General features: G+C 61.8%; 24 protein-coding genes and 1 pseudogene. 6 read left to right on the top strand and 19 right to left on the bottom strand.

Translation table 11 applies throughout. The features are described from left to right. Nucleotides 1–23: 23 nt before the first annotated feature. Entirely contained in the window at nt 24–398 is a 375-nt protein-coding gene (locus QF045_RS02235; protein WP_003195530.1) for a hypothetical protein, read from the top strand. Between the two features lie 130 nt (nt 399–528). Here QF045_RS02235 and QF045_RS02230 read toward each other — a convergent pair whose 3' ends face one another. From QF045_RS02230 to exbB, 6 genes are all read right to left on the bottom strand, one after another. Next, nucleotides 529–1,929, bottom strand: coding sequence for an aminoacyl-tRNA deacylase and HDOD domain-containing protein (locus QF045_RS02230; protein WP_306490885.1), 1,401 nt, complete (start codon nt 1,927–1,929; stop codon nt 529–531). 77 nt (nt 1,930–2,006) lie between these two features. Continuing rightward, nucleotides 2,007–4,082, bottom strand: a complete 2,076-nt coding sequence (gene recG / locus QF045_RS02225) for an ATP-dependent DNA helicase RecG (protein WP_306490884.1) — start codon at nt 4,080–4,082, stop codon at nt 2,007–2,009. A gap of 8 nt (nt 4,083–4,090) precedes the next feature. After that, nucleotides 4,091–5,011 (bottom strand): hydrogen peroxide-inducible genes activator, encoded by a 921-nt coding sequence (locus QF045_RS02220; protein WP_124388772.1) that lies wholly within the window; start codon nt 5,009–5,011, stop codon nt 4,091–4,093. A 158-nt stretch (nt 5,012–5,169) separates the two neighbouring features. Next, complete coding sequence (locus QF045_RS02215; RefSeq protein ID WP_306490883.1) at nt 5,170–5,916, bottom strand: energy transducer TonB; 747 nt, start codon at nt 5,914–5,916, stop codon at nt 5,170–5,172. Further along, nucleotides 5,913–6,338 (bottom strand): TonB system transport protein ExbD, encoded by a 426-nt coding sequence (exbD, locus tag QF045_RS02210; RefSeq protein WP_003195519.1) that lies wholly within the window; start codon nt 6,336–6,338, stop codon nt 5,913–5,915. Before exbD ends, QF045_RS02215 begins: the two co-directional genes overlap by 4 nt. Nucleotides 6,339–6,344: 6 nt before the next feature. Next, complete coding sequence (exbB, locus tag QF045_RS02205) at nt 6,345–7,310, bottom strand: tonB-system energizer ExbB (RefSeq protein ID WP_306490882.1); 966 nt, start codon at nt 7,308–7,310, stop codon at nt 6,345–6,347. Between the two features lie 189 nt (nt 7,311–7,499). Between exbB and QF045_RS02200 the strand changes: the two genes are divergently transcribed. Next, entirely contained in the window at nt 7,500–8,351 is an 852-nt protein-coding gene (locus tag QF045_RS02200) for an SDR family oxidoreductase (protein ID WP_306490881.1), read from the top strand. Nucleotides 8,352–8,412: 61 nt separating this feature from the next. On the opposite strand, the gene QF045_RS02195 is transcribed toward QF045_RS02200, so the two are convergent. From QF045_RS02195 to QF045_RS02170, 6 genes are all read right to left on the bottom strand, one after another. Next, nucleotides 8,413–9,156 (bottom strand): hypothetical protein, encoded by a 744-nt coding sequence (locus QF045_RS02195; protein WP_306490880.1) that lies wholly within the window; start codon nt 9,154–9,156, stop codon nt 8,413–8,415. Between the two features lie 55 nt (nt 9,157–9,211). After that, nucleotides 9,212–9,592: a RidA family protein gene (locus tag QF045_RS02190; protein ID WP_003176922.1), complete on the bottom strand. Its 381-nt coding sequence runs from the start codon at nt 9,590–9,592 to the stop codon at nt 9,212–9,214. A 39-nt stretch (nt 9,593–9,631) separates the two neighbouring features. Beyond that, entirely contained in the window at nt 9,632–11,737 is a 2,106-nt protein-coding gene (gene spoT / locus QF045_RS02185; RefSeq protein WP_306490879.1) for a bifunctional GTP diphosphokinase/guanosine-3',5'-bis pyrophosphate 3'-pyrophosphohydrolase, read from the bottom strand. 60 nt (nt 11,738–11,797) lie between these two features. Continuing rightward, nucleotides 11,798–12,061 carry a DNA-directed RNA polymerase subunit omega gene (gene rpoZ / locus QF045_RS02180; RefSeq protein WP_003176920.1) on the bottom strand — a complete coding sequence of 88 codons (264 nt, stop codon included), beginning with the start codon at nt 12,059–12,061 and terminating at the stop codon, nt 11,798–11,800. Between the two features lie 167 nt (nt 12,062–12,228). Continuing rightward, nucleotides 12,229–12,849, bottom strand: coding sequence for a guanylate kinase (gmk, locus tag QF045_RS02175; protein WP_003213284.1), 621 nt, complete (start codon nt 12,847–12,849; stop codon nt 12,229–12,231). 10 nt (nt 12,850–12,859) lie between these two features. After that, complete coding sequence (locus QF045_RS02170; protein ID WP_124388764.1) at nt 12,860–13,723, bottom strand: YicC/YloC family endoribonuclease; 864 nt, start codon at nt 13,721–13,723, stop codon at nt 12,860–12,862. Between the two features lie 215 nt (nt 13,724–13,938). Here QF045_RS02170 and rph point away from each other — a divergent pair, with 215 nt between their 5' ends. Both rph and QF045_RS02160 read left to right on the top strand, forming a co-directional pair. Continuing rightward, nucleotides 13,939–14,661: a ribonuclease PH gene (gene rph / locus QF045_RS02165; RefSeq protein WP_124388763.1), complete on the top strand. Its 723-nt coding sequence runs from the start codon at nt 13,939–13,941 to the stop codon at nt 14,659–14,661. A 22-nt stretch (nt 14,662–14,683) separates the two neighbouring features. After that, nucleotides 14,684–15,055 (top strand): DUF4870 domain-containing protein, encoded by a 372-nt coding sequence (locus QF045_RS02160; RefSeq protein ID WP_306490878.1) that lies wholly within the window; start codon nt 14,684–14,686, stop codon nt 15,053–15,055. A gap of 58 nt (nt 15,056–15,113) precedes the next feature. On the opposite strand, the gene QF045_RS02155 is transcribed toward QF045_RS02160, so the two are convergent. Then, on the bottom strand, nt 15,114–15,893 hold the full coding sequence (locus QF045_RS02155; RefSeq protein ID WP_003195493.1) for an exodeoxyribonuclease III: 780 nt from the start codon (nt 15,891–15,893) through the stop codon (nt 15,114–15,116). An 82-nt stretch (nt 15,894–15,975) separates the two neighbouring features. On the opposite strand from QF045_RS02155, the gene pyrE reads away from it, so the two are divergent. Further along, nucleotides 15,976–16,623: an orotate phosphoribosyltransferase gene (gene pyrE, locus QF045_RS02150; protein ID WP_027608288.1), complete on the top strand. Its 648-nt coding sequence runs from the start codon at nt 15,976–15,978 to the stop codon at nt 16,621–16,623. Here the strand turns inward: pyrE and QF045_RS02145 are convergent. From QF045_RS02145 to coaBC, 5 genes and pseudogenes are all read right to left on the bottom strand, one after another. Beyond that, nucleotides 16,617–16,739, bottom strand: coding sequence for a hypothetical protein (locus QF045_RS02145; RefSeq protein WP_256657615.1), 123 nt, complete (start codon nt 16,737–16,739; stop codon nt 16,617–16,619). The genes pyrE and QF045_RS02145 overlap by 7 nt on opposite strands. 34 nt (nt 16,740–16,773) lie before the next feature. After that, on the bottom strand, nt 16,774–17,679 hold the full coding sequence (gene argB, locus QF045_RS02140; RefSeq protein WP_065893973.1) for an acetylglutamate kinase: 906 nt from the start codon (nt 17,677–17,679) through the stop codon (nt 16,774–16,776). Nucleotides 17,680–17,698: 19 nt separating this feature from the next. Next, a pseudogene (locus QF045_RS02135) lies at nt 17,699–19,102 on the bottom strand (phosphomannomutase/phosphoglucomutase); the annotation flags it as partial. A 257-nt stretch (nt 19,103–19,359) separates the two neighbouring features. Continuing rightward, nucleotides 19,360–19,815, bottom strand: coding sequence for a dUTP diphosphatase (gene dut / locus QF045_RS02130; RefSeq protein ID WP_124388758.1), 456 nt, complete (start codon nt 19,813–19,815; stop codon nt 19,360–19,362). 5 nt (nt 19,816–19,820) lie between these two features. Further along, a complete protein-coding gene (gene coaBC, locus QF045_RS02125; RefSeq protein ID WP_015886530.1) occupies nt 19,821–21,029 on the bottom strand; it encodes a bifunctional phosphopantothenoylcysteine decarboxylase/phosphopantothenate--cysteine ligase CoaBC in 1,209 nt (402 codons plus the stop codon). A gap of 154 nt (nt 21,030–21,183) precedes the next feature. Between coaBC and radC the strand changes: the two genes are divergently transcribed. Then, nucleotides 21,184–21,858 (top strand): DNA repair protein RadC, encoded by a 675-nt coding sequence (gene radC, locus QF045_RS02120; RefSeq protein ID WP_306490877.1) that lies wholly within the window; start codon nt 21,184–21,186, stop codon nt 21,856–21,858. Nucleotides 21,859–21,898: 40 nt separating this feature from the next. Here the strand turns inward: radC and QF045_RS02115 are convergent, their stop codons facing one another. After that, on the bottom strand, nt 21,899–23,491 hold the full coding sequence (locus QF045_RS02115) for an ABC transporter substrate-binding protein (protein WP_306490876.1): 1,593 nt from the start codon (nt 23,489–23,491) through the stop codon (nt 21,899–21,901). Nucleotides 23,492–23,531 lie beyond the last annotated feature (40 nt).

The following is a 23,531-nucleotide window of genomic DNA, read 5'->3' as shown; positions in this document are numbered from 1 at the left end:
ATAATTACACCGAGGCCGTGTGCATGAAATTTCGTCTTCTCCTGTGGGTGCTGGGCCTGATGATGGGCAAAGCCAGCCGCACCAATCCCGCCTTCCAGCAGCAGCTAGGTGACAAAGACCTGGCCTTCCAGTTGCAGACCCTCGACGGCAAGGTTGCCCGTCACTTCATCGTCAAAGACCAGCGCATCACCAGCCGCTCGGGTGTACACCCGGCGCCGGCGTTTGCGATTGCGTTCAAGGATGCCGCCTACGGCTTCGCCACGATGCAGGCCAAGAACAAGCAACTGGCGTTCATGACGGGAATTCAGGACAAGTCGATTCAGATCAAGGGCAACCCGGCGCTGGTGATCTGGTTTCAGGGGTTGACCAAGTATTTGAAGCCGAAGAAAAAGAAGTAGGCGTTCAGTTAAACCGAGGTGGATTTATCGGGGGCAAGCCCCCTCCCACACTTAACCGCATTCCAGCTTTGGAATGCGGTCGAATGTGGGAGGGGGCTTGCCCCCGATTGCAGTCTGACAGGCTACACATTCAAGGCTGGGTGAATTGCGACGCCAGCTCGCGCAACAGCACTTCGGCATCCAGCACCTTGCCGACCACTTCCTCAGCCTTCTCACGGCTCAAGCCCAGGCGCTCGAGCAGCGCATCCGGGATGGTTTCATCCGGCCCGGAGCCGATGCCTCGGCTGCGCAACAGGCGCACGGCCAGGCACACCAGGTTCGGGTACTCGGCGTATTGCCCGTCATAGGTCGGATCGTGCTGGAAGCGCAGCGCGGTGGACAGTTCGTCCGGCATGTCCCAGTAGCGCATCAGCCAGGCGCCGATCTGCTCGCGGCTGATGCCCAGCAGGTGTTGTTCCACGTAGCTGTGGCACAGGTGCGGATTGACCTCAAGGTGGCGGCAGATCAGCGAGAAGTGCGGCGGGAACACATGGGCCAGCAGCAGGTAGCCAAAGTTGTGCAGCAGGCCTGCAAGGTAGGTCAGGCCGGCTTCCGGGCGCTGGGCGCGGGGCATGGCGCGGGTCAGGCCTTCGATCACGGCGGCGGTGTAGATCGACTGGTGCCAGTACGGCGTGGACTGGTGCGGGCGGTCCTTGGGCAGGCTCAGGGTTTTGCCCAGGGCCAGGCCCAGTGCCAGGTTGATCACCAGATCGAAGCCCAGCACGCGCACGATGGCGTCTTCCACCGAGCGGATCTTGCCCGGCGACGCGTAATAGGGCGACGCCGCCCAGCTCACCACTTGGGCGGCCAGGGCCGGGTCGGTTTCCACCACGCCGGTGATGTCGTCGATGGTGGCGTTGGGGTCGACGCGCAGTTTGATGATCTTCTGCGCGGTGTCGGCCAGCGGCGGGATTTCGATGGTCGCTTCCAGGCGTTGCTGGATTCGGCGGGCAGTGAATGCCTGCATCGCCTGGGTGATTTCCTCACGGTCATCATTGGGGCGGTCGAGGTTAGGGCGAATGTTGCTCAGCGGCTCGCCGAACTGCGCAGCACTGGCCTTGGTCAGCAGGGCCTTGAAGTGCTCGCTGGCGATTTCCAGCAGCAACCCGGCTTCGCCCGAATGCACCCATAGACTCGGCTCGTTGAGCAGACTGCCTTCGTACAGACAGGGCGAGCTGGTGAGTGGCGGCAGGCCCGGCAGCAGGCTCAGGTCATGTTTGCTCAGCATGCGCTCGACGCGCTCCGGAGACACGGCCGTGAGTCGGCGACCGGTCAGCTCGGTGAGGCGGTTGAGGTCGAGCAACTGGCTCTGAGGGAACAGCACCATGAGCGCGCCAACGGCATCTTCGAGCAGTACCGCCTGGACCTTTCGCGCAGGGTTCAGGCCAGTCTGTTCGATGACTTCCGTGTAGGGAATGGCGAGCTTTGCGAGCAGTGCCCGAATGACCGGTGGGGCGGTCAGTGGGACTGTAGCGAGGGCAACTTCTGACATGGCCGGATCCAATTTCTTACATTCATTGGAGTATAACCAGCTTGATACAGGTGTAGGTCGGATAAGTGAGTCCGGCGTCACACTTGGCCATATTGCTGCCCGTGCCGCAGCCAGCGGTTGAGCAATGGGCTGACATGCTCAGGCCAGCGTTCCAGCAGCGCTTGCGCCGCATCGCGCACAGCGGGCAACAGGTCGGCGTCGCGCATCAGGTCGGCGACCTTGAATTGCAGCAAACCGGTTTGACGAGTGCCGAGCATTTCCCCCGGGCCGCGCAGCTCCAGGTCTTTTTCGGCGATGACAAAGCCGTCGTTGGTTTCGCGCATGATGCCCAGCCGTTGGCGGCCAATCTGCGACAGCGGCGGGTGATACAGCAGCACGCAATGGCTGGCGGCGCTGCCCCGACCGACGCGGCCGCGCAATTGGTGCAGTTGGGCCAGGCCCAGGCGTTCGGGGTTTTCAATGATCATCAGGCTGGCGTTGGGCACGTCCACGCCGACTTCGATCACCGTGGTGGCCACCAGCAGTTGCAGGTTGCCGGCCTTGAAATCGGCCATCACCGCGGCTTTTTCGGCGGGTTTCATACGGCCGTGGATCAGCCCGACCTTGAGCTCGCCAAGTGCGCTGGTGAGGTCTTCATAGGTGGTTTCAGCGGCCTGGCAGGTCAGTTCTTCAGACTCTTCGATCAGCGTACACACCCAGTAAGCCTGGCGGCCTTCGGCGCAGGCACCGCGCACACGCTCGATCACTTCGACGCGTCGCGTGTCGGTGACCAGTACGGTGTTGACCGGGGTACGGCCGGGGGGCAGTTCGTCGAGGATCGAGGTGTCGAGGTCGGCGTAGGCGCTCATTGCAAGCGTGCGCGGGATGGGTGTGGCGGTCATGATCAACTGGTGCGGGTTCATGCGCCCGCCCACGCCTTTCTGGCGCAGGGCCAGGCGCTGTTGCACGCCGAAGCGGTGCTGTTCGTCGATGATCACCAGCGCCAGGTTCTTGAATTGCACTTCGTCCTGGAACAGCGCATGGGTGCCCACCACCATGGGCGCGCCGGCAGCGATCTGCTCCAGCGCGGCCGCACGGTTCTTGCCCTTGAGCTTGCCGGCCAGCCACGCCACTTCCAGCCCCAGCGGTTCGAGCCAGCGCTTGAAGGTGATGAAGTGCTGTTCCGCGAGAATTTCCGTCGGCGCCATCAGTGCTACCTGGTAACCGGCTTCCAGAGCCTGCAAGGCGGCGAGGGCGGCGACCACGGTCTTGCCCGCGCCCACATCGCCTTGGATCAGGCGCAGCATCGGTTCCTGCTGGCTGAGGTCGTAGGCGATTTCGTTGCCGACACGTTGTTGCGCGCCGGTGGGTGCGAAGCCCAGGTTGGCCAGGTACTGCGCGGGCAGACGCGTGGCTTTGGGCATGGCGGGTGCGCGCAGCGAGCGCATGCTTTCGCGCAGGCGCTGCTGGGACAGTTGATGGGTGAGCAATTCTTCGAAGGCCAGGCGATGCTGCGCCCAGTGATGACCGAGGGCGAGTTCGTCGACATCGGCGTCGGCAGGCGGGTGATGCAGGTAGCGAATCGCATCCGCCAGCGGCGCCAGCTGATAGTCCCGCGCCAGCTCCAGCGGCAGCCAGTCGGGCAGGCTCTGCGGGCCGAGCATCGTCAGGGTTTGCATGCACAACTGGCGCAGGCGCTGCTGGGTAAGGCCTTCGGTCAGCGGGTAAATCGGCGTGAGGGTGGTGTCCACCGGTGGCGGTTCGTCGCCGGTAATGGCGCGGTACTCCGGATGGTAGATCTCCAGGCCCGAGGCGCCAGGGCGGGCTTCACCGTAGCAACGCACGCGGGTGCCGCGCTTGAGGCCGTCTTTCTGCGCATTGCTGAAATGGTAAAAGCGCAGGCTCAGGCCACCGGTGCCGTCCTGCAGGCGCACCACCAGGCTGCGGCGCTTGCCCATCACCACGTCGGCGCCGCTGACGGTGCCTTCGATCACCGCGTCCTGGCCGGGTCGCAACTGGCCGATGGGCACGACGCGGGTGCGGTCCTGGTAGCGCAGCGGCAGGTGGAACAGCACGTCCTGAAGGTTTTCCAGGCCGACCTTGGCCAGTTTCTCGGCCATGGCCTCACCGACACCCTTGAGTGCGGTCACCGACACCTGCGACAGCTCTGTCATACCGTTACTTAGCTCGCAGCAGGCGGTTTGGCCACCGAGCACAGGCGTATCGAGTCGGCGAGGATCTCAATCGCTTTTGGCCGCGGAAAGCTGGCGCGCCAGGCGATGGCCACAGTGCGGAAGGGCACCGGTGGCGTGAGTGGGCGCACTTCAATCACGCCAGGGGCGTAGTGATGGCTGTCTACCGCCGACAACGGCAGGATCGAAATACCCAGGCCGGACGCGACCATATGGCGAATGGTCTCCAGGGAGCTGGATTCCACCGTGGTGTGCTTGGCGCCGTCGTTGCCCTTGGTCAGGGTCGGGCAGGCTTCCAGTACCTGGTCGCGGAAGCAATGGCCTTCACCGAGTAGCAGCAGGCTCTTGTCATTGAGCAGGCCGGCATCGATGGTGTCCTTCTTGGTCCACGGGTGCGAGGCCGGCATCAGTACGTAGAACGGTTCGTCGTAGAGCGGCAGGGTCAGTACGTCCGCCTCGTTGAACGGCAGGGCGATGATGATCGCGTCCAGCTCACCGTTGCGCAGTTTGTCGCGCAGCACGTGGGTGAAGTTTTCTTCGATATACAGTGGCATCTGCGGCGCAACGCGGTGCAGTTGCGGGATCAGGTGCGGGAACAGGTAGGGCCCGACGGTGTAGATGGCGCCGACCTTGAGCGGCGCGGTCAGCTGGTTCTTGCCGGCCTGGGCCAGTTCGCGAATGCTCTGCGCTTGTTCCAGTACCTTCTGGGCCTGGGCAACGATGCCTTCGCCCACGGGAGTGAGGCGCACGGCGCTCTTGCTGCGCTCGAAAATCAGCACACCGAGTTCGTCTTCAAGCTTTTTCACGCCCACCGACAGCGTCGGCTGGCTGACGTGGCAACGCTCGGCCGCGTGGCCGAAGTGCTGTTCTTGGGCGAGGGTCACGATGTAGCGTAATTCTGTAAGAGTCATAGCGGGCGTCCATGAGGTTGCGGGCCAAGCATACCGGCTGCAATCGATAGACGCACGTTATCAGAACTTTGTTGGGGATTGAGCGGAGAGTGTCGGTAATTTTGCTTATTCGCCGCAGGTGTAGGTGGGAGGGAACGGGCCCCTCCCACATTGCCCGGCTAACGGCGACGCTTGTCGATGTTGTAAACGAACGGTGCGACGAGCTCCACGCTGCCGTTTTTCAACAGGTCGGCGGGTGGCTTGGGCAAGGGTTGCGCCTTGCGGATCATCTCCAGCGTCGCACGGTCCAGGTCGGCGTTGCCGGAGCGGCCTTCCAGTTCGTAAGACAGCACATTGCCTTCGCCATCAACCACGAAGCGCAAGCGGTTCATGCCTTCCTTGCCGCGCTGCTGGGCGCCCGGCGGGTACTTCTTGTACTTCTGCAAGTGGGCCAGCAGGGTGCTTTGCCAGGATGCCTGGGCAGCCAGCTGTTGCGCCGATGGACCGGGAGCAGGCTGTGCGGACTTTTGCGCAGGTGCGTTGCTCGGCGGTGTGTCGCTCGGTGGCTCCTCGGAAGGTTTTTCCTTGGGCGGATCGGGCTTCTTCTCCACCGGCTTGGGCGGTTGCGGCTTGGGTTTGGGCTTGACCGGCTTGGGCACCTGGATCGTCGGCTTGGGCGCCTCGGCCAGTTTCGGCAAAGGCAGCTCTTCGACCGGTGGCGGTGGTGGTGCCACGACCTTGGGCGGTGCCGGAGGCGGCGGTGGCGCCGGCAGCGGCGCCAGGTCGATGACCATCGCGGCCGGCGGCAGCGGGATCGCCTGCGGCGCGGACCATTGAAGGGCGATGATGATCGCGACGGCATGCACGCCCAGCACGACTGCGAGGCTGGTGCCATAACGCGTCAGTTTGTGGCGCGTCGTGATCATTTCTTGGCTGCCGTCTCGAGTCCGACCAGGCCTACCTTGAGGTAGCCGGCTGCCCGCAGGGCATCCATCACGCTCATCAAGTCGCCGTAGTCCACGCCCTTGTCGGCCTGGAAGAAGATCGTCGTGTCTTTCTTGCCTTGGGTCTTGGCGTCGAGCACCGGCCCCAGGGTTTCAGCCTTGACTTCTTCTTCGCCCAGGAACAGACGTTGGTCCGCCTTCACGCTGAGGAAAATCGGCTTCTCCGGCCGCGGCGCCGGCTTGGCGCTGGACGCGGGAAGGTCAACCTTGATGTCCACGGTGGCCAACGGTGCCGCCACCATGAAGATGATCAGCAGCACCAGCATCACGTCGATAAACGGCGTGACGTTGATTTCGTGGTTCTCGACGAGTTCATCGTCGCCTTGATTCAAATGCAGCCCCATGGCCGATTACCCCACTTTCACCATGTGCGGTTGCGAGCTGCGCTCGGTAGGCAGGTGATCGAGGTCGCGGCTGACCAGCAGCAGGACTTCTGCCGACGCATCCGACACCTGGGCCTTGTAGCCGGCGATCGAACGGGCGAAGACGTTGTAGATCACCACCGCAGGAATCGCGGCAACCAGGCCCAGCGCGGTAGCCAGCAATGCTTCTGCGATGCCGGGGGCCACCACGGCGAGGTTGGTGGTCTGGGTTTTGGCGATGCCGATGAAGCTGTTCATGATGCCCCACACGGTACCGAACAAGCCGACGAAGGGGGCCGTGGAACCGATGGTCGCCAGTACGCCGGTGCCACTGCTCATGTTGCGACCGCAAGCCGCCACCAGGCGCTCCAGGCGGAAGCTGACACGTTCCTTGATGCCTTCTTTTTCGCGGGTGTTGGCAGACAGGCGCATTTCTTCAAGAGCGTCATGCACCAGCAGGTTGGCCAGGGTGCCCTTCTTGGTCGCGGTTTCACTCGCTTCCTTGAGGGTGGTGGCCTTTTTCAGGTGGACGATTTCGGTACGCAGACGACGCTTGGCGCCCAGCAGCTCGAAGCCTTTGGCGATCCAGATGGTCCAGGTAATGATCGAGGCGATGGCCAGGCCGATCATCACGGCTTTCACCACCACGTCAGCGTTCTGGTACATGCCCCATGGGGAGAGGTCGTGTGCCATGCCGAGGGTGTTGTCTTCTTCCAGCACGGCGCCGTTTTCTTCGGCAGGGGCCGCAGCCTGGGCCGGGTCGGTGGCGGCTGGCGCGGCGGACGGGGCAGTGACATTCTGTTCGGCAGCGGCGGGCGCGGCCGGTGCGGTGGCGTCAGCGAACGCGGCGGTCGGCGCCAGCAGTACGCTGAACAGCATCGCAGCAATCGCACGCCAGGCGCGGGATGGGCTGTGAGGCTTGGTTGGCGAAGCGGGGTTTGTATGACGTGTCATGCTGGCCGGACCTGAGAGAAAATAATGGGTGATCGTCCTGCCAGACCCTTGAGGGTCGAGGACAAATGGGTGGTTATTATTGCAAGTAATTCTTGTTAACTAAAGTGGCACTGTTACTTTATTTCGCTTTTTACTGGCCGTTGATCCTCTCGCGCGGCTAATCTGCGCCTTTGAGAATGGAGTTTTATGATGTCTGCGCCTTCTGTTGTGATTGCCGGTTGCGGCGATGTGGGTAGTCGGCTGGCTAGCCAATTGCTGGCCGGAGGATGGGAGGTTCATGGCCTGCGCCGCGATATTTCACGCCTTCCTCACGGCGTGATTGGCATCGCTGGCGACCTGTTCAATAAGGACTGCCCCGACACCTGGCCGATTGGCGGCGTGGATTACCTGGTGTATTGCGCTGCGGCGACCGACCACGATGAGGCCGGCTATCGTGCGGCGTACGTGCAGGGTTTGAAGCATGTACTGGAGTGGCTGCAGGATTATGGCCAGGAGCCCAAGCATCTGTTGTTTGTGTCCAGCAGCAGTGTCTATGGCCAACAGAACGGCGAATGGGTCGACGAAACCTCTGAAACCCAGGCGAAGGGGTATTCCGGGCAGGTCATGCTCGAAGCCGAGCAGGTCGCGCTCAACAGTGGCATCCCGGCGAGCATTGTGCGCTTGACCGGTATTTACGGCCCAGGCCGTGAGTGGCTGCTGACCCAGGTGCGCCAGGGTTACCGCGTGGCGATTGACCCGCCTTTATATGGCAACCGGATTCACGCGGATGACGCGGCGGGCTTGCTGGCGTTTTTGCTGCGCCATGTGGAGCAGGGTGGTTCGCTGGACAAGGTTTATATCGGCGTTGACGACGCGCCGGCGCCGTTGGCTGAGGTGGTGGGCTGGTTGCGCGAGTATCTGGGCGTGACAGAGTGGTCCGAGGACGCCAGTGTGCGGCGTGCGGGCAGTAAGCAGTGCAGCAATGCGCGCATCAAGGCGCTGGGGTGGGTGCCAACGTATCCGACTTACCGCGAAGGTTATGCGGCGATCCTGAAGGGCTGAACTCGATCAAAATGTGGGAGGGGGCAAGCCCCCTCCCACATTTTGATCTATGTCGCGGGGGTTATTGCTTTTCAAGCAACCACTGGCGCTGGCCAGGCGTGAAAGAAGGCACTTCATCCGCTTGGGCAGTGTTGACCGCCTGGAAAATCTCCAGTTGCTTGCCTTTGCGCGCAAAGATCCATGGGTTGCCCACGCCATTTTCCTGCAGCCAGAGGCTGTCGTAACCGCCGCTCATGGAGGCGCAATCCCCGGCCAGGCACAGGGAATACTGGTCCGCGCCAGGCAGGCCAGCGACTTTGCCGTTGGCTTGAAACTGTACGGTGGCGCCATTGCCGACGCCGTCGGTGATCTTCCAGTCTCCGCCCATGTAGGCGGCGTAGAGCGCCCGCTCGAAGTTGGCGCCCAGGGGCGCGCCCTCCGGGGCCGGTTCCTGCGCACGGGCGAACAGTTGCTCAGGCTCATTGTCGTTGGCCAGTTGCAGCAGCTTCTTGCCCTTACGCTTGAGCTCGGTGGCGGAGCTGCCGTAAAAGTCCACGCTCCAGGCGCCGGGCTTTTCGCTCAGCAGCTTGCCTTCCGCGACTTCAAAACCGTTGTAGTAGCGGGCCTGCAAGGCCTTGGTGTTGACCTCCCATTCCAGGTTCGGGCCAAAGGTCTGCAAGGCTTCACGCAAAGCGCCGCCCTTGGCTGCCGCATCAATGGCGGCCTGGTTGATCCAGGTACCGCTCACATCCAGATCGGCAGGGTTGCTGGCACAGCCGCCGAGCAGCAGGGCGAACAACGAAGAGGCTACAAGCGCTTTGCGCATGACTAAATCCTTCTGAAACGAAGTCGGCGCAGCGGTTGAGGCTGCGCCGGGTGTTTTACTCGATGACCAGAATCGCGTCCATTTCAACCTGCGCACCCTTTGGCAGGGCGGCAACGCCGATGGCGGCGCGGGCTGGGTAGGGTTGTTCGAAGTACTTGCCCATGATCTCGTTGACCTTGGCGAAGTGGCTCAGGTCGGTGAGGAAGATGTTCAGCTTGACGATGTCCTTGAACGAACCGCCGGCTGCTTCAGCCACGGACTTGAGGTTTTCGAAGACCTGTACGGTCTGTGCTTCGAAGCCTTCCACCAGTTCCATCGTCTTTGGGTCCAGCGGGATCTGGCCGGACATGTATACGGTGTTGCCCGCCTTGATCGCCTGGGAATAAGTACCGATGGCGGCCGGGGCTTTGTCGCTGGTGATTACTGTCTTGGTCATGAATGACTCCTTGTAATGGGCGATGGCTTATTTGAAGAGCTACGCGCGCATGCGGGTGATGCGGATCACCCCGGTCAACGCACGCAGCTTCTTGATCACGCGGGCCAGGTGCACGCGGTCGTGCACGCTGACCACCAGCTGGACCACGCTGATGCGCCCATCGCGTTCGTCCATGCTGATTTTCTCGATGTTGCCGTCGGCCGCGTTGACGCTGCTGGCCAGCAGGGCGATCAAGCCGCGTTGGTGTTCGAGCTCCACGCGCAGCTCGACATTGAATTCGCCGGTGACATCCTTGGCCCACGAAAGCTGGATGCATTTTTCCGGGTTGTGGCGGATTTCGGTGATATTGCGGCAGTTGTCCAGGTGCACCACCATGCCTTTGCCCGCCGACAGGTGGCCGACAATCGGGTCGCCCGGGATCGGTGTGCAGCATTTGGCATAGCTGAGCACCAGGCCCTCGGTGCCGCGAATCGCCAGCGGGCCTTCGGGGCTTGGCAGCTGTTCGCCTTCGCCGAGCAGGCGACGCGCAACCACGTAGGCCATGCGGTTGCCCAGGCCGATATCTTCGAGCAGGTCTTCAATGGTTTCCTGGCGATACTCGTGGAGCATCGCGTTCACGCGCTCCTGCGGGATCTTGTCCAGGGCACTGTCGAAACCGTTGAGCACCTTGTTCAGCAGGCGTTCGCCCAGGCTGATGGATTCGGAACGACGCTGCAGTTTCAGGGCGTGGCGGATATGCGTACGCGCCTTGCCGGTGACCACAAAGTTGAGCCAGGCCGGATTTGGCCGCGCGCCCGGTGCGCTGACGATCTCCACCGTGGAGCCGCTCTGCAGTGGCTCCGACAGCGGGGCCAGGCGACGGTTGATGCGGCAGGCGATGCAGCTGTTGCCCACATCGGTGTGCACCGCGTAGGCAAAGTCCACCGCCGTGGAGCCTTTGGGCAGCTCCATGATCCGGCCCTTGGGCGTGAACACGTAGACCTCGTCCGGGAACAGGTCGATCTTCACGCTTTCAATGAATTCCAGGGAGTTGCCGGCACGTTGCTGCATTTCCAGCACGCCCTTGACCCACTGGCGGGCACGGGCATGGGTGCCTTTTGGCTGCTCGTCGCCGCTGGACTTGTACAGCCAGTGCGCCGCGATGCCGTTGTTGGCCATCTCTTCCATTTCGCGGGTGCGGATCTGGATCTCGATCGGCACACCGTGCATACCGAACAGCGTGGTATGCAGCGACTGGTAGCCGTTGGCCTTGGGAATCGCGATGTAGTCCTTGAAGCGCCCCGGCAGGGGTTTGTACAAATTATGTACAGCGCCCAGCACGCGGTAGCAGGTGTCGACCTTGTCGACGATGATCCGGAACGCATACACGTCCATGATCTCGTTGAAGGCCCGACGTTTGCCGCGCATCTTCTTGTAGATGCCGTAGATGTGTTTCTGCCTTCCGCTGACTTCGCCTTCGATCTCGTCGACCGCCAGGCAATGGCTCAGGGACTCTTCGATCTTGTTGACGATTTCCTTGCGGTTGCCCCGGGCGCGCTTGACCGCCTGGTAGATGCGCGCCGAGCGCATCGGGTGCATGGCCTTGAAGCCGAGGTCTTCGAATTCGATGCGAATGGCGTGCATGCCCAGCCGGTTGGCGATGGGCGCGTAGATTTCCAGGGTTTCCTTGGCGATTCGCCGGCGCTTTTCGCCGGAGAGCACTTCCAGCGTGCGCATGTTGTGCAGCCGGTCGGCCAGCTTGACCAGGATCACGCGGATATCGCGGGCCATGGCCATGGCCATCTTCTGGAAGTTTTCCGCCTGGGCTTCGGCCTTGGTCTCGAAGTTCATCTGGGTCAGTTTGCTGACCCCGTCGACCAGTTCGGCCACGGTTTCGCCAAACTGCGCGCTGAGCGCTTCCTTGGCGATGCCGGTGTCTTCGATCACGTCATGCAGCATCGCGGCCATCAGGCTCTGATGGTCCATGTGCATGTCGGCCAGGATATTGGCCACCGCAAGAGGATGGGTGACGTACGCCTCACCGCTACGACGGCGTTGGCCGTCGTGAGCCTGTTCGGCGTAGAAATACGCTCGGCGGACCAGGTTGACCTGGTCGGGGCCGAGGTAGGCCGATAAGCGATCGGCGAGGGCGTCTATGCTCGGCAAAGTATGAACTCCTGCCGAAGGCTGTGACCCCGCGCCGTGCTACGTCGACCAGGCATAGGCTTAGACGGCCTCGTTGGACTCGTCCTCGAACGCTGCAAACAGCGGTTCGTCTTCAACGATTTCAGCGTTGGCGATGAACTCGTAGCTCATCAGGCCTTCTGCGATTTCACGCAGGGCTACAACGGTAGGCTTGTCGTTTTCCCACTGGACCAGGGGCTCTTTGCCGCCAGTGGCCAGTTGACGGGCACGCTTGGTAGAGAGCATGACCAGCTCAAAGCGGTTATCCACGTGTTCTAGGCAGTCTTCAACGGTTACGCGGGCCATGGTATTCCTCGGAGCGAATGCAAGATGCGCGCTGCCCGGTTGGGCGAGCGGACTGAGCAGTTTAAAAAATCACCAGCGTTAAGGGAAGCGCTGATTTTTCACAGGCCCTCGCAAAACCGCTACAAGTGCCAATGTAAAGCCCTTGCGGCGGTTTTGGGAAGGGCCAATCAGCCAAGCAGTTCGGCGAGTAATTTGCCGAAACGCTGCTGTTGGCGCTTTTGCTGCAACTGGTTGGCGCGGAAAATCGCCTTCAAATCATCCAGTGCGTGGGCAAAATCGTCGTTGATGATCAGGTAGTCGTAGTCGACGTAGTGGCTCATTTCGCTGACGGCTTCACGCATGCGGCCTTCGATGATCTCATCGCTGTCCTGGCCACGGTTGGTCAGGCGCTGATGCAAGGCTTCAAGTGAAGGCGGCAGGATGAAGATCGAGCGCGCCTTGGGCATCAGTTGGCGTACTTGTTCGGCGCCCTGCCAGTCGATTTCCAGAATCAGGTCATGGCCTTCATCCAGCGTCTGCTGCAGGTGGCTTTGGGAGGTGCCGTAGAGGTTGCCGAACACTTCGGCGCGCTCCAGGAAGTCACCGTGCTCGATCATTTTGACGAACTCGGTTCGCTCGACGAAGTGATAGTGCACGCCGTTCACTTCACCCGGGCGCATGGCGCGAGTGGTGTGGGAAACCGAGATGCGGATCTGCTCGTCAGCGTCGGTCAGGGCCTTGACCAGGCTGCTTTTGCCCGCGCCCGAGGGGGCGGAAATGATGTAAAGGGTGCCGGTGCTGTGGGTCATGGAGGTTGCCTTACTCAATATTCTGTACTTGTTCGCGCATTTGCTCGATCAACACTTTGAGGTTGACCGCAGCGGTAGTGCTGCGCGGGTCGAACGCTTTGGAGCCCAGTGTATTGGCTTCGCGGTTGAGTTCCTGCATCAGGAAGTCCAGGCGCCGACCGGCGGCACCGCCGGACTTGAGCACGCGGCGCACTTCGAGAATGTGGGTGCTCAGGCGGTCGAGTTCTTCGGCGACGTCACTCTTTTGCGCCAGCAGCACCATTTCCTGCTCAAGGCGAACGGGATCGAGGTCGGCCTTCATGTCGGCGAAGCGGTCCAGCACCTTCTGGCGCTGGGTGGCGAGCATCTGCGGTACGAGTTCACGCAGAGTGACGACGTCTGCCTCGATCGAGGTCAGGCGTTCGTTGATCAGACGCGCCAGTTCGGCGCCTTCGCGCTCGCGGCCGGCCTTGAGTTCGTGCAAGCCTTGGGTGAAGAGGGCCAGCGCTTCGGCGTTCAAGGCCTGCGGGTCGGTGGCATCGGCCACCAGCACGCCTGGCCAGGCCAGCACTTCCAGAGGGTTCAGCGCGGCGGGCTGCTTGATCAGGCCGGCGATGGTTTCGGCGGCGGCGACCAGTTGCGCGGCGCGGTCGCGGTCGACCTGTAACGGTTTACCGGTGGTTTCTTCGGTAAAGCGCAGGGTGCATTCCAGCTTGCCGCGGGAGATGCCCTGGCGCAGCGCTTCACGCACGGCGCCTTCGAGGTCGCGGAAAGACTCGGGCAGGCGCAGGTGTGGCTCCAGGTAACGGCTGTTGACCGAGCGCAATTCCCAGCTGAGGGTGCCTTGGGCGCCGGCTTTTTCGACGCGGGCGAAGGCGGTCATGCTGTGCACCATGGAGGTACCTCGCAATGCAGTCCCGCAAATACGGGATGATGATGAAATGGGAGCCGACAGGCTGCGAAGGCGCAGGAGTGTAGCGCAGTGGGGCGGGTGCGCCCAAACAATGGGCGATAGACCGCATATTCGTAAGCGGATTTTAAGAAGTGCCCCGAATCGGCTGGCGGCTCTATAATGCTCGGCAGTTTTTGTCCTCAGTACAGGTATCCCCTATGAAACGTCCAAGTGGTCGCGCCGCCGATCAGCTCCGCTCGATCCGCATCACCCGCAACTACACCAAACACGCCGAGGGATCCGTACTGGTCGAGTTTGGCGATACCAAGGTGATCTGCACCGTCAGCGTCGAGAATGGCGTGCCGCGGTTCCTCAAGGGTCAGGGCCAGGGTTGGTTGACCGCTGAGTACGGCATGCTGCCGCGCGCCACGGGCGAGCGTAACCAGCGTGAAGCCAGCCGTGGGAAGCAAGGCGGGCGGACCCTGGAAATCCAGCGCCTGATCGGCCGCTCCCTGCGCGCCGCCCTGGACATGTCCAAGCTGGGTGATGTGACCCTGTACGTCGATTGCGACGTGATCCAGGCCGATGGCGGCACCCGCACCGCGTCGATCACCGGCGCCATGGTGGCCCTGGTTGATGCACTCAAAGTGATCAAGAAGCGTGGCGGCCTCAAGGGCGGTGACCCGCTCAAGCAGATGATCGCTGCCGTCTCGGTTGGTATGTATCAGGGCGAGCCTGTGCTGGACCTGGACTACCTGGAAGACTCGGCCGCCGAGACCGACCTGAACGTGGTCATGACCAGCACCGGTGGTTTCATCGAAGTGCAGGGCACCGCCGAAGGCGCGCCATTCCAGCCGGCCGAGCTGAACGCCATGCTGGCCTTGGCCCAGAAAGGCATGAGCGAAATTTTCGAACTGCAAAACGCCGCACTGGCTGACTGAGCCGGTCTCAAGGAGAAACGCCATGAATGACAACAGCCAAACGCCGGTGCCTGCGCCTTCCTACGAAGTGCGGCAGGCGGCGATGTTGTGCCATCTCGCGGCGTTTCTGGGGTTCGTGTTCCCCCTCGGCAGCGTTGTGGGGCCACTGATCCTGTGGCAGATGAAGAAGGAGCAGGATGCGTTTATCGACGATCAGGGCAAGGAAGCCCTGAATTTCCAGATCACCGTCGCCATTGCCTGGATCGCTTGCATCGTGCTGGCCTTCGCAGTGATTGGCTTTTTCCTGATGTTTGCCCTGGCGATTGCCACGGTGGTGCTGACCATCATCGGCAGTATCAAGGCCAATAAGGGGATTGCCTATCGCTATCCTCTGACCTGGCGCCTGGTCAAATAATAGCCACCCACAAAAAAACCGACATCGCTGTCGGTTTTTTTGTGCCTGGAAAAAGACCTCAGATGGTCAAGGTCCAGTCGTAGTCCACGATCAGTGGCGCGTGCTGCGAGAAGCGCGGCTGGCGCGGCAGGCGTGCGCTGCGCACGAACCGGCGCAGACCCGGGGTCAGCAGCTGATAGTCGAAACGCCAACCCAGGTTGAGCATCTCGGCCTGTTCGTTATCCGGCCACCAGCTGTACTGGTCGCCTTCGCGGCTGACTTCGCGAAGGGCATCGACATAGCCCATGTTGCCGACAATCTCGTCCATCCAGGCCCGTTCCGGCGCCAGGAAGCCCGGGGATTGCTGGCTGTCGCGCCAGTTCTTGATATCCAGCTTCTGTTGCGCCACGTACAGCGAGCCACAATAAATGTACTCGCGACGTTTGCGTCGCTGTTTATCCAGATAACGGGCGAAATCGTCCATTAGCTTGAATTTCTGGTTCAAGTCTTCATCGCCGTTCTGCCCCGAAGGAAGCAGCAAGGTCGCGATGCTGACCTTGTCGAAATCGGCTTGCAGGTAGCGCCCGTAGCGGTCGGCTGTCTCGAAGCCGAGGCCGCTGATGACCGCCTTGGGTTGCAACCGCGAGTACAAAGCCACGCCACCTTGGGTGGGCACTTCGGCATCGCAGGCATAAAGGAAGTAGCCATCCAGTTGGAAGGCTGGGTCGTCCAGTTCAAAGGCGGAGGCGCGGGTGTCCTGCAGGCAGATGACGTCGGCATTCTGAGCTTGCAGCCAACTGAGCAAACCACGCTCGACTGCAGCCTGAATACCATTAACGTTCACACTGATGATCCGCATAAATGGCCCCAAAAATCGCGTGCGTGTATGATACACGCCGTCTACCTAATTAGCTAAATCCGTGGTATCTGAGGCTTTTTTCATGCAGGCGTATCAACGCGATTTCATTCGTTTTGCCATCGATCGCGGGGTTTTGCGCTTCGGTGAGTTCACCCTCAAGTCCGGGCGTACCAGCCCGTATTTCTTCAATGCTGGCTTGTTCAACTCGGGTTCGGCCCTGGCCCAGCTGGGGCGTTTCTACGCCGCGGCCATTGTTGAGAGCGGTATTTCCTTCGACGTTCTGTTTGGCCCGGCCTACAAGGGCATTCCCCTGGCCGCAGCTACCGCGGTGGCCCTGGCGGAACATCATGGGCGGGACCTGCCGTGGTGCTTCAACCGCAAGGAAGCCAAGGCTCACGGCGAAGGGGGCAGCCTGGTGGGCGCGCCGCTGACGGGCGACGTGCTGATCATCGACGACGTGATCACCGCCGGCACCGCCATCCGTGAAGTGATGCAGATCATCGCTTCCCAGGACGGCGCCAAGGCGGCGGGTGTGCTGATTGCGCTGAACCGCCAGGAGCGCGGCAACGGTGAGTTGTCGGCGATCCAGGAAGTGGAGCGCGACTTCGGCATTCCGGTGGTGAGCATTGTGTCGTTGAACCAGGTGCTGCAGTTCCTGGAAGATGATCCGCAGCTCAAGCAGCATTTGCCGGCGGTCAAGGCATACCGCGAGCAGTTCGGCGTTCAATAAACGCCGCACAGCAAAAAGCCCCACCCTCCTGTAGGAGCGAGCTTGCTCGCGAAAAACTTGAAGGCGCCGCGTTTATCCAGAATAAACGCGTCATCGTTGACGTTCTTCGCGAGCAAGCTCGCTCCTACAGGGAGGTGGGGCTTTTTGTGTTTAAGGACGCTTGCGATTGCTGATCAGCGTGCCCACACCGGTGTCGGTGAAGATTTCCAGGAGGATCGCATTCGGCACACGGCCATCTAGGATCAGCGAGCTACCGACGCCGCCTTGAACCGCTTCCAGCGCGCAACGGATCTTGGGCAGCATGCCGCCGTAGATCGTGCCGTCGGCAATCAGTTCGTCCACCTGCTGAGTGGTCAGGCCGGTCAACACCTGGCCTTCCTTGTCCATCAAGCCAGCAATGTTGGTCAGCAACATCAGCTTTTCAGCCTTCAGTGCTTCAGCCACTTTGCCCGCCACCAGGTCGGCGTTGATGTTGTAGGACTCACCGTTGGCGCCCACGCCGATTGGCGCGATCACCGGAATGAAGTCACCCTTGACCAGCAGGTTGAGCAGATCGGTGTTGATGCCGATCACTTCGCCCACCTGGCCGATGTCGATGATTTCCGGTTGGGTCATTTCCGGCGTCTGGCGGGTCACGGTCAGTTTTTTCGCGCGGATCAGTTCCGCGTCCTTGCCGGTCAGGCCAATGGCGCTGCCGCCGTGGCGGTTGATCAGGTTGACGATGTCCTTGTTGACCTGGCCACCGAGCACCATCTCCACCACGTCCATGGTCTGCGCGTCAGTGACGCGCATGCCATCGATGAAGTGACTCTCGATCGACAAACGCTTGAGCAGATCGCCGATTTGCGGCCCGCCGCCGTGGACGACCACCGGGTTGATCCCCACGGCCTTCATCAGCACGATGTCGCGGGCAAAGCCGGTTTTCAGCTCGTCGCTCTCCATGGCATTGCCGCCGTACTTGATCACCAGCGTCTTGCCGACATAGCGTCGAATGTAGGGCAACGCTTCGGACAGGACCTTGGCGGTGTTGGCAGCGGCTTCGCGTTCGAGGGTCATTCAGGGCTCCGGTAAAAAATCAGAACGGTAATTGGAGATCAGGGGCAACACGTTTCAACTGGACGTGGAAGACGTCCTTGATGCGCTGCAACTCAGCCTCGGTATCCGCCTCGAAGCGCAGCACCAGCACCGGTGTGGTGTTGGACGCGCGCACCAGGCCCCAGCCTTTGGCGTAATCGACTCGCACACCATCAATGGTGGTCAGGTTGGCGCCTTCGCCCCATTGCGCATCGTGCAGTGCGTCAATGATGCTGAATTTGCTCTCTTCGGTCACATGGATATTGATTTCTGGCGTAGAAATATCGTTCGGGAAGGTCTGAAACAGCTCCTCTGCCGTGGATTTCTCCTTGCTGAGGATCTCCAGCAGGCGCGCCGCGCTGTAAATGCCATCGTCAAAACCGAACCAGCGCTCCTTGAAGAACACATGACCGCTCATTTCGCCGGCCAGCAGGGCGCCGGTCTCCTTCATTTTCTTTTTGATCAACGAGTGACCGGTCTTCCACATTAGTGGGCGACCGCCGTACTCCTTGATCAGCGGGGTGAGGCGACGGGTGCATTTAACGTCGAAGATGATTTCAGCGTTGGCATTGCGCGCCACCACGTCACGGGCGAACAGCATCAACAGGCGGTCCGGGTACACGATCTCGCCGGTTTCGGTCACCACACCTACGCGGTCGCCGTCGCCGTCGAAGGCCAGGCCTAGGTCTGCGCCCACTTCCTTGACCTTGGCGATCAGGTCCACCAGGTTTTCAGGCTTGCCTGGGTCCGGGTGATGGTTGGGGAAGTTGCCGTCAACGTCGCAGAACAGCGGGATCACTTCGCAGTTCAGCGCTTCGAGCAATTGCGGAGCGATCACGCCGGCCGCACCGTTGCCGCAATCCACCACCACTTTCAGGCGGCGGGCGAGCTTGACGTCACGGGTGATTTCGTCGGAGTAGCGCTGCAGGATGTCGACCTTGGTGATGCTGCCGGTGCCGCTGGTCAGGTCGTTGGTTTTCAGGCGCGCGTGCAGGGCCTGGATCTGCTCGTTGGCGAGGGTATCGCCGGCGATGACGATCTTGAACCCGTTGTAGTCCGACGGGTTGTGGCTGCCGGTAAGCATCACGCCCGACTTGCCGGCCAGCACGTTGGCGGCGTAATACAGCGCGGGCGTGGGCACCAGCCCGACGTCGCTGACATGGCAACCGCTGTCCGCCAGGCCCTGGATCAACTGCTCCACCAGCTCCGGGCCGGACAGGCGGCCGTCACGGCCTACCGAAACATTCGGCTCGCCCTGAGCCAGGCTCTGCGAGCCGATGGCGCGGCCGATCCAGTAGGCGGTTTCGGCGGTCAGGGTCTTGGGCACCACGCCACGAATGTCATAGGCGCGAAAGATGCTGTCGGGAAAAGTCGGGGCTACGCGGGCTGCGGTACTCATCGCGGGAGGAACTCCATCTGAAAGGGGGCAAGGCTGGCCTGGTGTGGCTGGCCGGCAGACTCAAACTGAAGGGTATGACGGCGTTTTCGGCAGAGAGTTCGTGGTGTAAAAGTGCCATCGGCGCCTCTGCGCCGTGTCGGGACCTGCATAACCGTTTGATTTCATTGTAGAAATCTTGCTGATCCCGTTCGCGCATTCTTCATCCTGAAAAGCCGGGCGGTGGCGTCTGGCCGAACAATTGCGTCCGGCCAGGTTCAGCTTAGTCAGTGGCTGCCGGAATGCCCGAAACCGCCTGCGCCGCGCTGGGTTTCGTCGAATTCCTGCACCAGTTCGAAATGCGCCTGTACCACCGGCACCAGCACCAGTTGGGCGATACGCTCGCCGACCGCAATGTTGAATGCGGTCTGGCCACGGTTCCAGCACGACACCATCAACTCGCCCTGGTAGTCGGAGTCGATCAGGCCCACCAGATTGCCCAGCACGATGCCGTGTTTATGGCCCAGGCCGGAGCGGGGCAGGATCAGCGCTGCGAGGCCCGGGTCGCCGACGTAGATCGACAGGCCGGTGGGGATCAGGATCGTCTGGCCTGGCTCAAGCACGGTGTCTTGCTTGAGCATGGCGCGCAGGTCCAGGCCGGCGGAGCCTGGGGTGGCGTAGGCCGGAAGCGGGAATTCGCTACCGATGCGGGGGTCGAGGATCTTGGCTTGCAAAGCGTGCATGGACATTAAACCTGGTTCAGCCGTTGGGCGATAAAAGAGATCAGTTGACGGGCGATCTTGCCCTTGCTGGTCTGGGCGAAAAGAGTGGCGTGCAGCTCGCGGTCGATCACGCTGCAGGCGTTTTCCTCGCTGTTGAAGCCGATGCTCGGGTTGGCGACATCATTGGCAACGATCAGGTCGAGGTTTTTGTCTTTCAATTTGCGTGCGGCGTAGTCCAGCAAATGTTCGGTCTCGGCGGCGAAGCCGACGCTGAACGGACGGTCCGGGCGCGTGGCGATGGTGGCCAGGATGTCCGGGTTGCGCACCATTTGCAGGAGCAGGCCATCGCCGCTTGTAGGGTCTTTCTTGAGCTTTTGCGGTGCAACGACTTCCGGTCGGTAGTCCGCAACCGCTGCCGAGGCGATGAACAGGTCGCACGGAATGGCGGCCTCACAGGCCGCCAGCATGTCTCGGGCGCTGACTACGTCGATTCGCGTCACACGATCAGGCGTTGGCAAATGCACCGGGCCGGTGATCAGGGTGACACGCGCGCCTGCCTCAACCGCGGCTTCAGCCAGGGCAAAGCCCATTTTTCCTGAGCTATGGTTGGTGATGTAGCGCACCGGGTCGATGTTTTCCTGAGTCGGGCCTGCGGTGATCAGCACGTGTTTGCCGGTCAGGGCCAGGTGCTGGAAGCACTCGGCGGCACACAGTGCCAGGTCGGTGGCTTCGAGCATGCGGCCCATGCCGACGTCGCCGCAGGCCTGGCTGCCGGACGCCGGGCCGAAGACCTTGAGGCCACGGCTTTGCAGCAGCTGGGTGTTGGCCTGGGTGGCCGGGTCGCGCCACATGGCCTGGTTCATCGCCGGGGCGATGGCGACGGTGGCGTCGGTGGCCAGTACCAGGGTGGTCAGCAGGTCATCGGCGATGCCCTGGGCCAGGCGCGCGATCAGGTCGGCGGTGGCCGGCGCGATCAGCACCAGGTCGGCCCATTTGGCCAGTTCGATATGGCCCATGGCGGCTTCGGCCGCCGGGTCCAGCAGGTCCAGATGAACCGGGTGGCCGGACAAGGCCTGCATGGTCAGCGGGGTGATGAACTCACTGCCACCACGGGTCATGACCACGCGCACTTCGGCGCCTTGGTCGAGGAGCCTGCGAACCAGCTCTGCGCTCTTGTAGGCGGCAATGCCGCCGCCGACGCCGAGAACGATGCGTTTCCGATACAGACGCTGCATTGGTTTGCCTTTCCAGTTCAGTGAAGCCAGTTCAGTGACGCCTGCGATGACCCCTCCCCAGGTGAAATCGCATGCAAAAAAGAGGGCCTACGATAACACAGCGACCGCCCGGCAACAGCGGCGCATACGGCGTACATCATGGAGAGGAGGTGAGATGAGCATTCGCGATTGGCCTGCTGCCGAGCGGCCGCGAGAGAAGCTGTTGGAGTGGGGGGCGGCCAGTCTGTCCGATGCCGAATTGCTGGCAATCTTCCTGCGCACCGGGGTGTCCGGCAGGAGCGCCGTGGACCTGGCGCGCCATCTGCTGGCGCAGTTTGGCGGCCTGCGCCCGCTGCTGGAAGCCAGCCAGATACGGTTCAATCAGCAGTTGGGCCTGGGGCCGGCGAAGTTCGCCCAGTTGCAGGCGGTGCTGGAAATGTCGCGGCGCCACATGGCCGAGCGCCTGCGCAACGATTCGGTGCTGGAAAGTCCCCTGGCCGTGCGCGAATACCTCAAGGCGCTGCTGCGTCATGAGTCGCATGAGGTGTTTGGTTGCCTGTTTCTCGACTCCAAGCATCGGGTGCTGGGTTTCGAGGCGCTGTCCGAGGGCACCATCGATGCCGCTCTGGTCTATCCTCGGCAAGTGGTCAAGCGTGCGCTGGCCTACAACGCGGCGGCCTTGATCCTGTGCCACAACCATCCCTCGGGCAGCGCGGACCCAAGCGCTGCTGATCGAAAACTGACCAAGGTATTGCAAAAGGCCTTGGAAATGGTGGACGTACGGGTGCTGGATCACATCATCGTGGGCGATGGTGATCCGTTGTCGATGGCGGAATATGGATGGATGTAGAAGGCAGCTGCAAGCCGCAAGTGGGCTTGCAGCTTGCAGCTTAAGGCTTGACGCTGACCTTGGAATAATCCTGGCGGCCAAACGGGCTCACCTGGTAGCCCTCTACATTCTTGCGTGTCAGGGCAAACGCAGTGGGGTGGGCCAAGGGCAACCACAAAGCTTGTTGCTGGATCTGCGCCTGGGCCTGCTGGTAGAGCTTGCTGCGTACGCCCTGTTCGCTGGTGGTTTTGCCGGCGCTGATCAGCTTGTCCAGTGCCGGGTCGCAGTAACGGGCGAAGTTGGTGCCGGACTTGACTGCCGCGCAGGAGAATTGCGGAGTCAGGAAGTTATCCGGGTCACCGTTGTCACCGGCCCAGCCCATGAAGAGCAGGTCGTGCTCGCCGGCTTTGGCGCGACGAATCAACTCGCCCCATTCGATCACACGGATCTCGGCCTGGATGCCGACCTTGGCCAGATCCGCTTGCAACAGCTGAGCGCCAAGATTCGGGTTGGGGTTGAGCAGGCTGCCGGTAGGGCGGGTCCAGATAGTGGTTTTGAAGCCGTCCTTGAGGCCGGCGCGGTTCAGCAGTGCCTTGGCTTTGGCCAGATCCTGTGGATAACCCGGCAGGTCCTTGGCGTAGCTCCAGGTGTTGGGTGGGTAAACGCCGTTGGCCGCTTCAGCGGTGCCTTCGAATACGGCCTTGAGGTAACTGCCCTTGTCAAAGGCCAGGTTGATCGCCTGGCGGACTTCGGGCTTGTCCAGTGGCGGGTGCTGGCTGTTGATGGCGACGAAGGCGGTCATAAAGGCGGCGGTTTTTTCCACCCTCAGGGCCGGGTCTTTTTCCGCTTCGCCCACGTCCAGCGGTTTGGGCGACAGGGCGATCTGGCATTCGTCGCGGTGCAGTTTCTGCAGGCGCACATTGGCATCCGGCGTGATGGCAAAGATCAGGTTATCCACCGCCGGTTTGCCGGCGAAGTAGTCCGAGTTGGCCTTGTAGCGCACCACCGCATCCTTCTGGAAACGTACGAAAACGAACGGACCGGTGCCGATGGGCTGGCTGTTGAGTTTTTCCGGCGTGCCGGCCTTGAGCAGTTTGTCGGCATATTCCGCCGGGTAGATCGAGGCAAAGCCCATGCTCAGCGCGGCAAGAAACGTGGAGTCGGCGTGGTCAAGGGTGAAGCGCACGGTCAGTGGGTCGAGGGCGTCGATCTTCTTGACCAGCGTGGGCAATTGCAGCGATTGCGCGTGGGGAAAGCCGCTCTGGGCGATCTTGTGCCACGGGTTGGCGGGGTCGAGCATGCGTTCGAAGCTGAAGCGCACATCTTCGGCCGTCAGGGTGCGGCTTGGGGTGAAATATTCGGTGCGATGGAATTTCACGTTCGGGTGCAACTTGAACGTGTACGTCAGACCATCTGGCGAGACGTCCCAACTGTCGGCCAGGCTCGGGACCAGTTTTCCGGCGGTTGCGTCGTAGTCCACCAGGCGGTTCATCAGCACGTCCGCCGAGGCGTTGGTGGTGGTCAACGAGTTGTACTGCACCACGTCAAAGCCTTCGGGGCTGGCTTCGGTGCAAACGCTCAGGTTGGTGGCGGCAACGGCCATCGGCGCGATAAAAAGGGGGGCTAGCAGTAGGGGTAGGGCAGCGAGGCGCATATTCGGTTTCCTGTGCAGATCCAAGGCCCATCTGCGAGTG

The organism is Pseudomonas sp. W4I3 (assembly GCF_030816195.1).
Classification (GTDB): Bacteria; Pseudomonadota; Gammaproteobacteria; order Pseudomonadales; family Pseudomonadaceae; genus Aquipseudomonas.
This window is presented reverse-complemented; position numbering and strand designations above follow the sequence as displayed.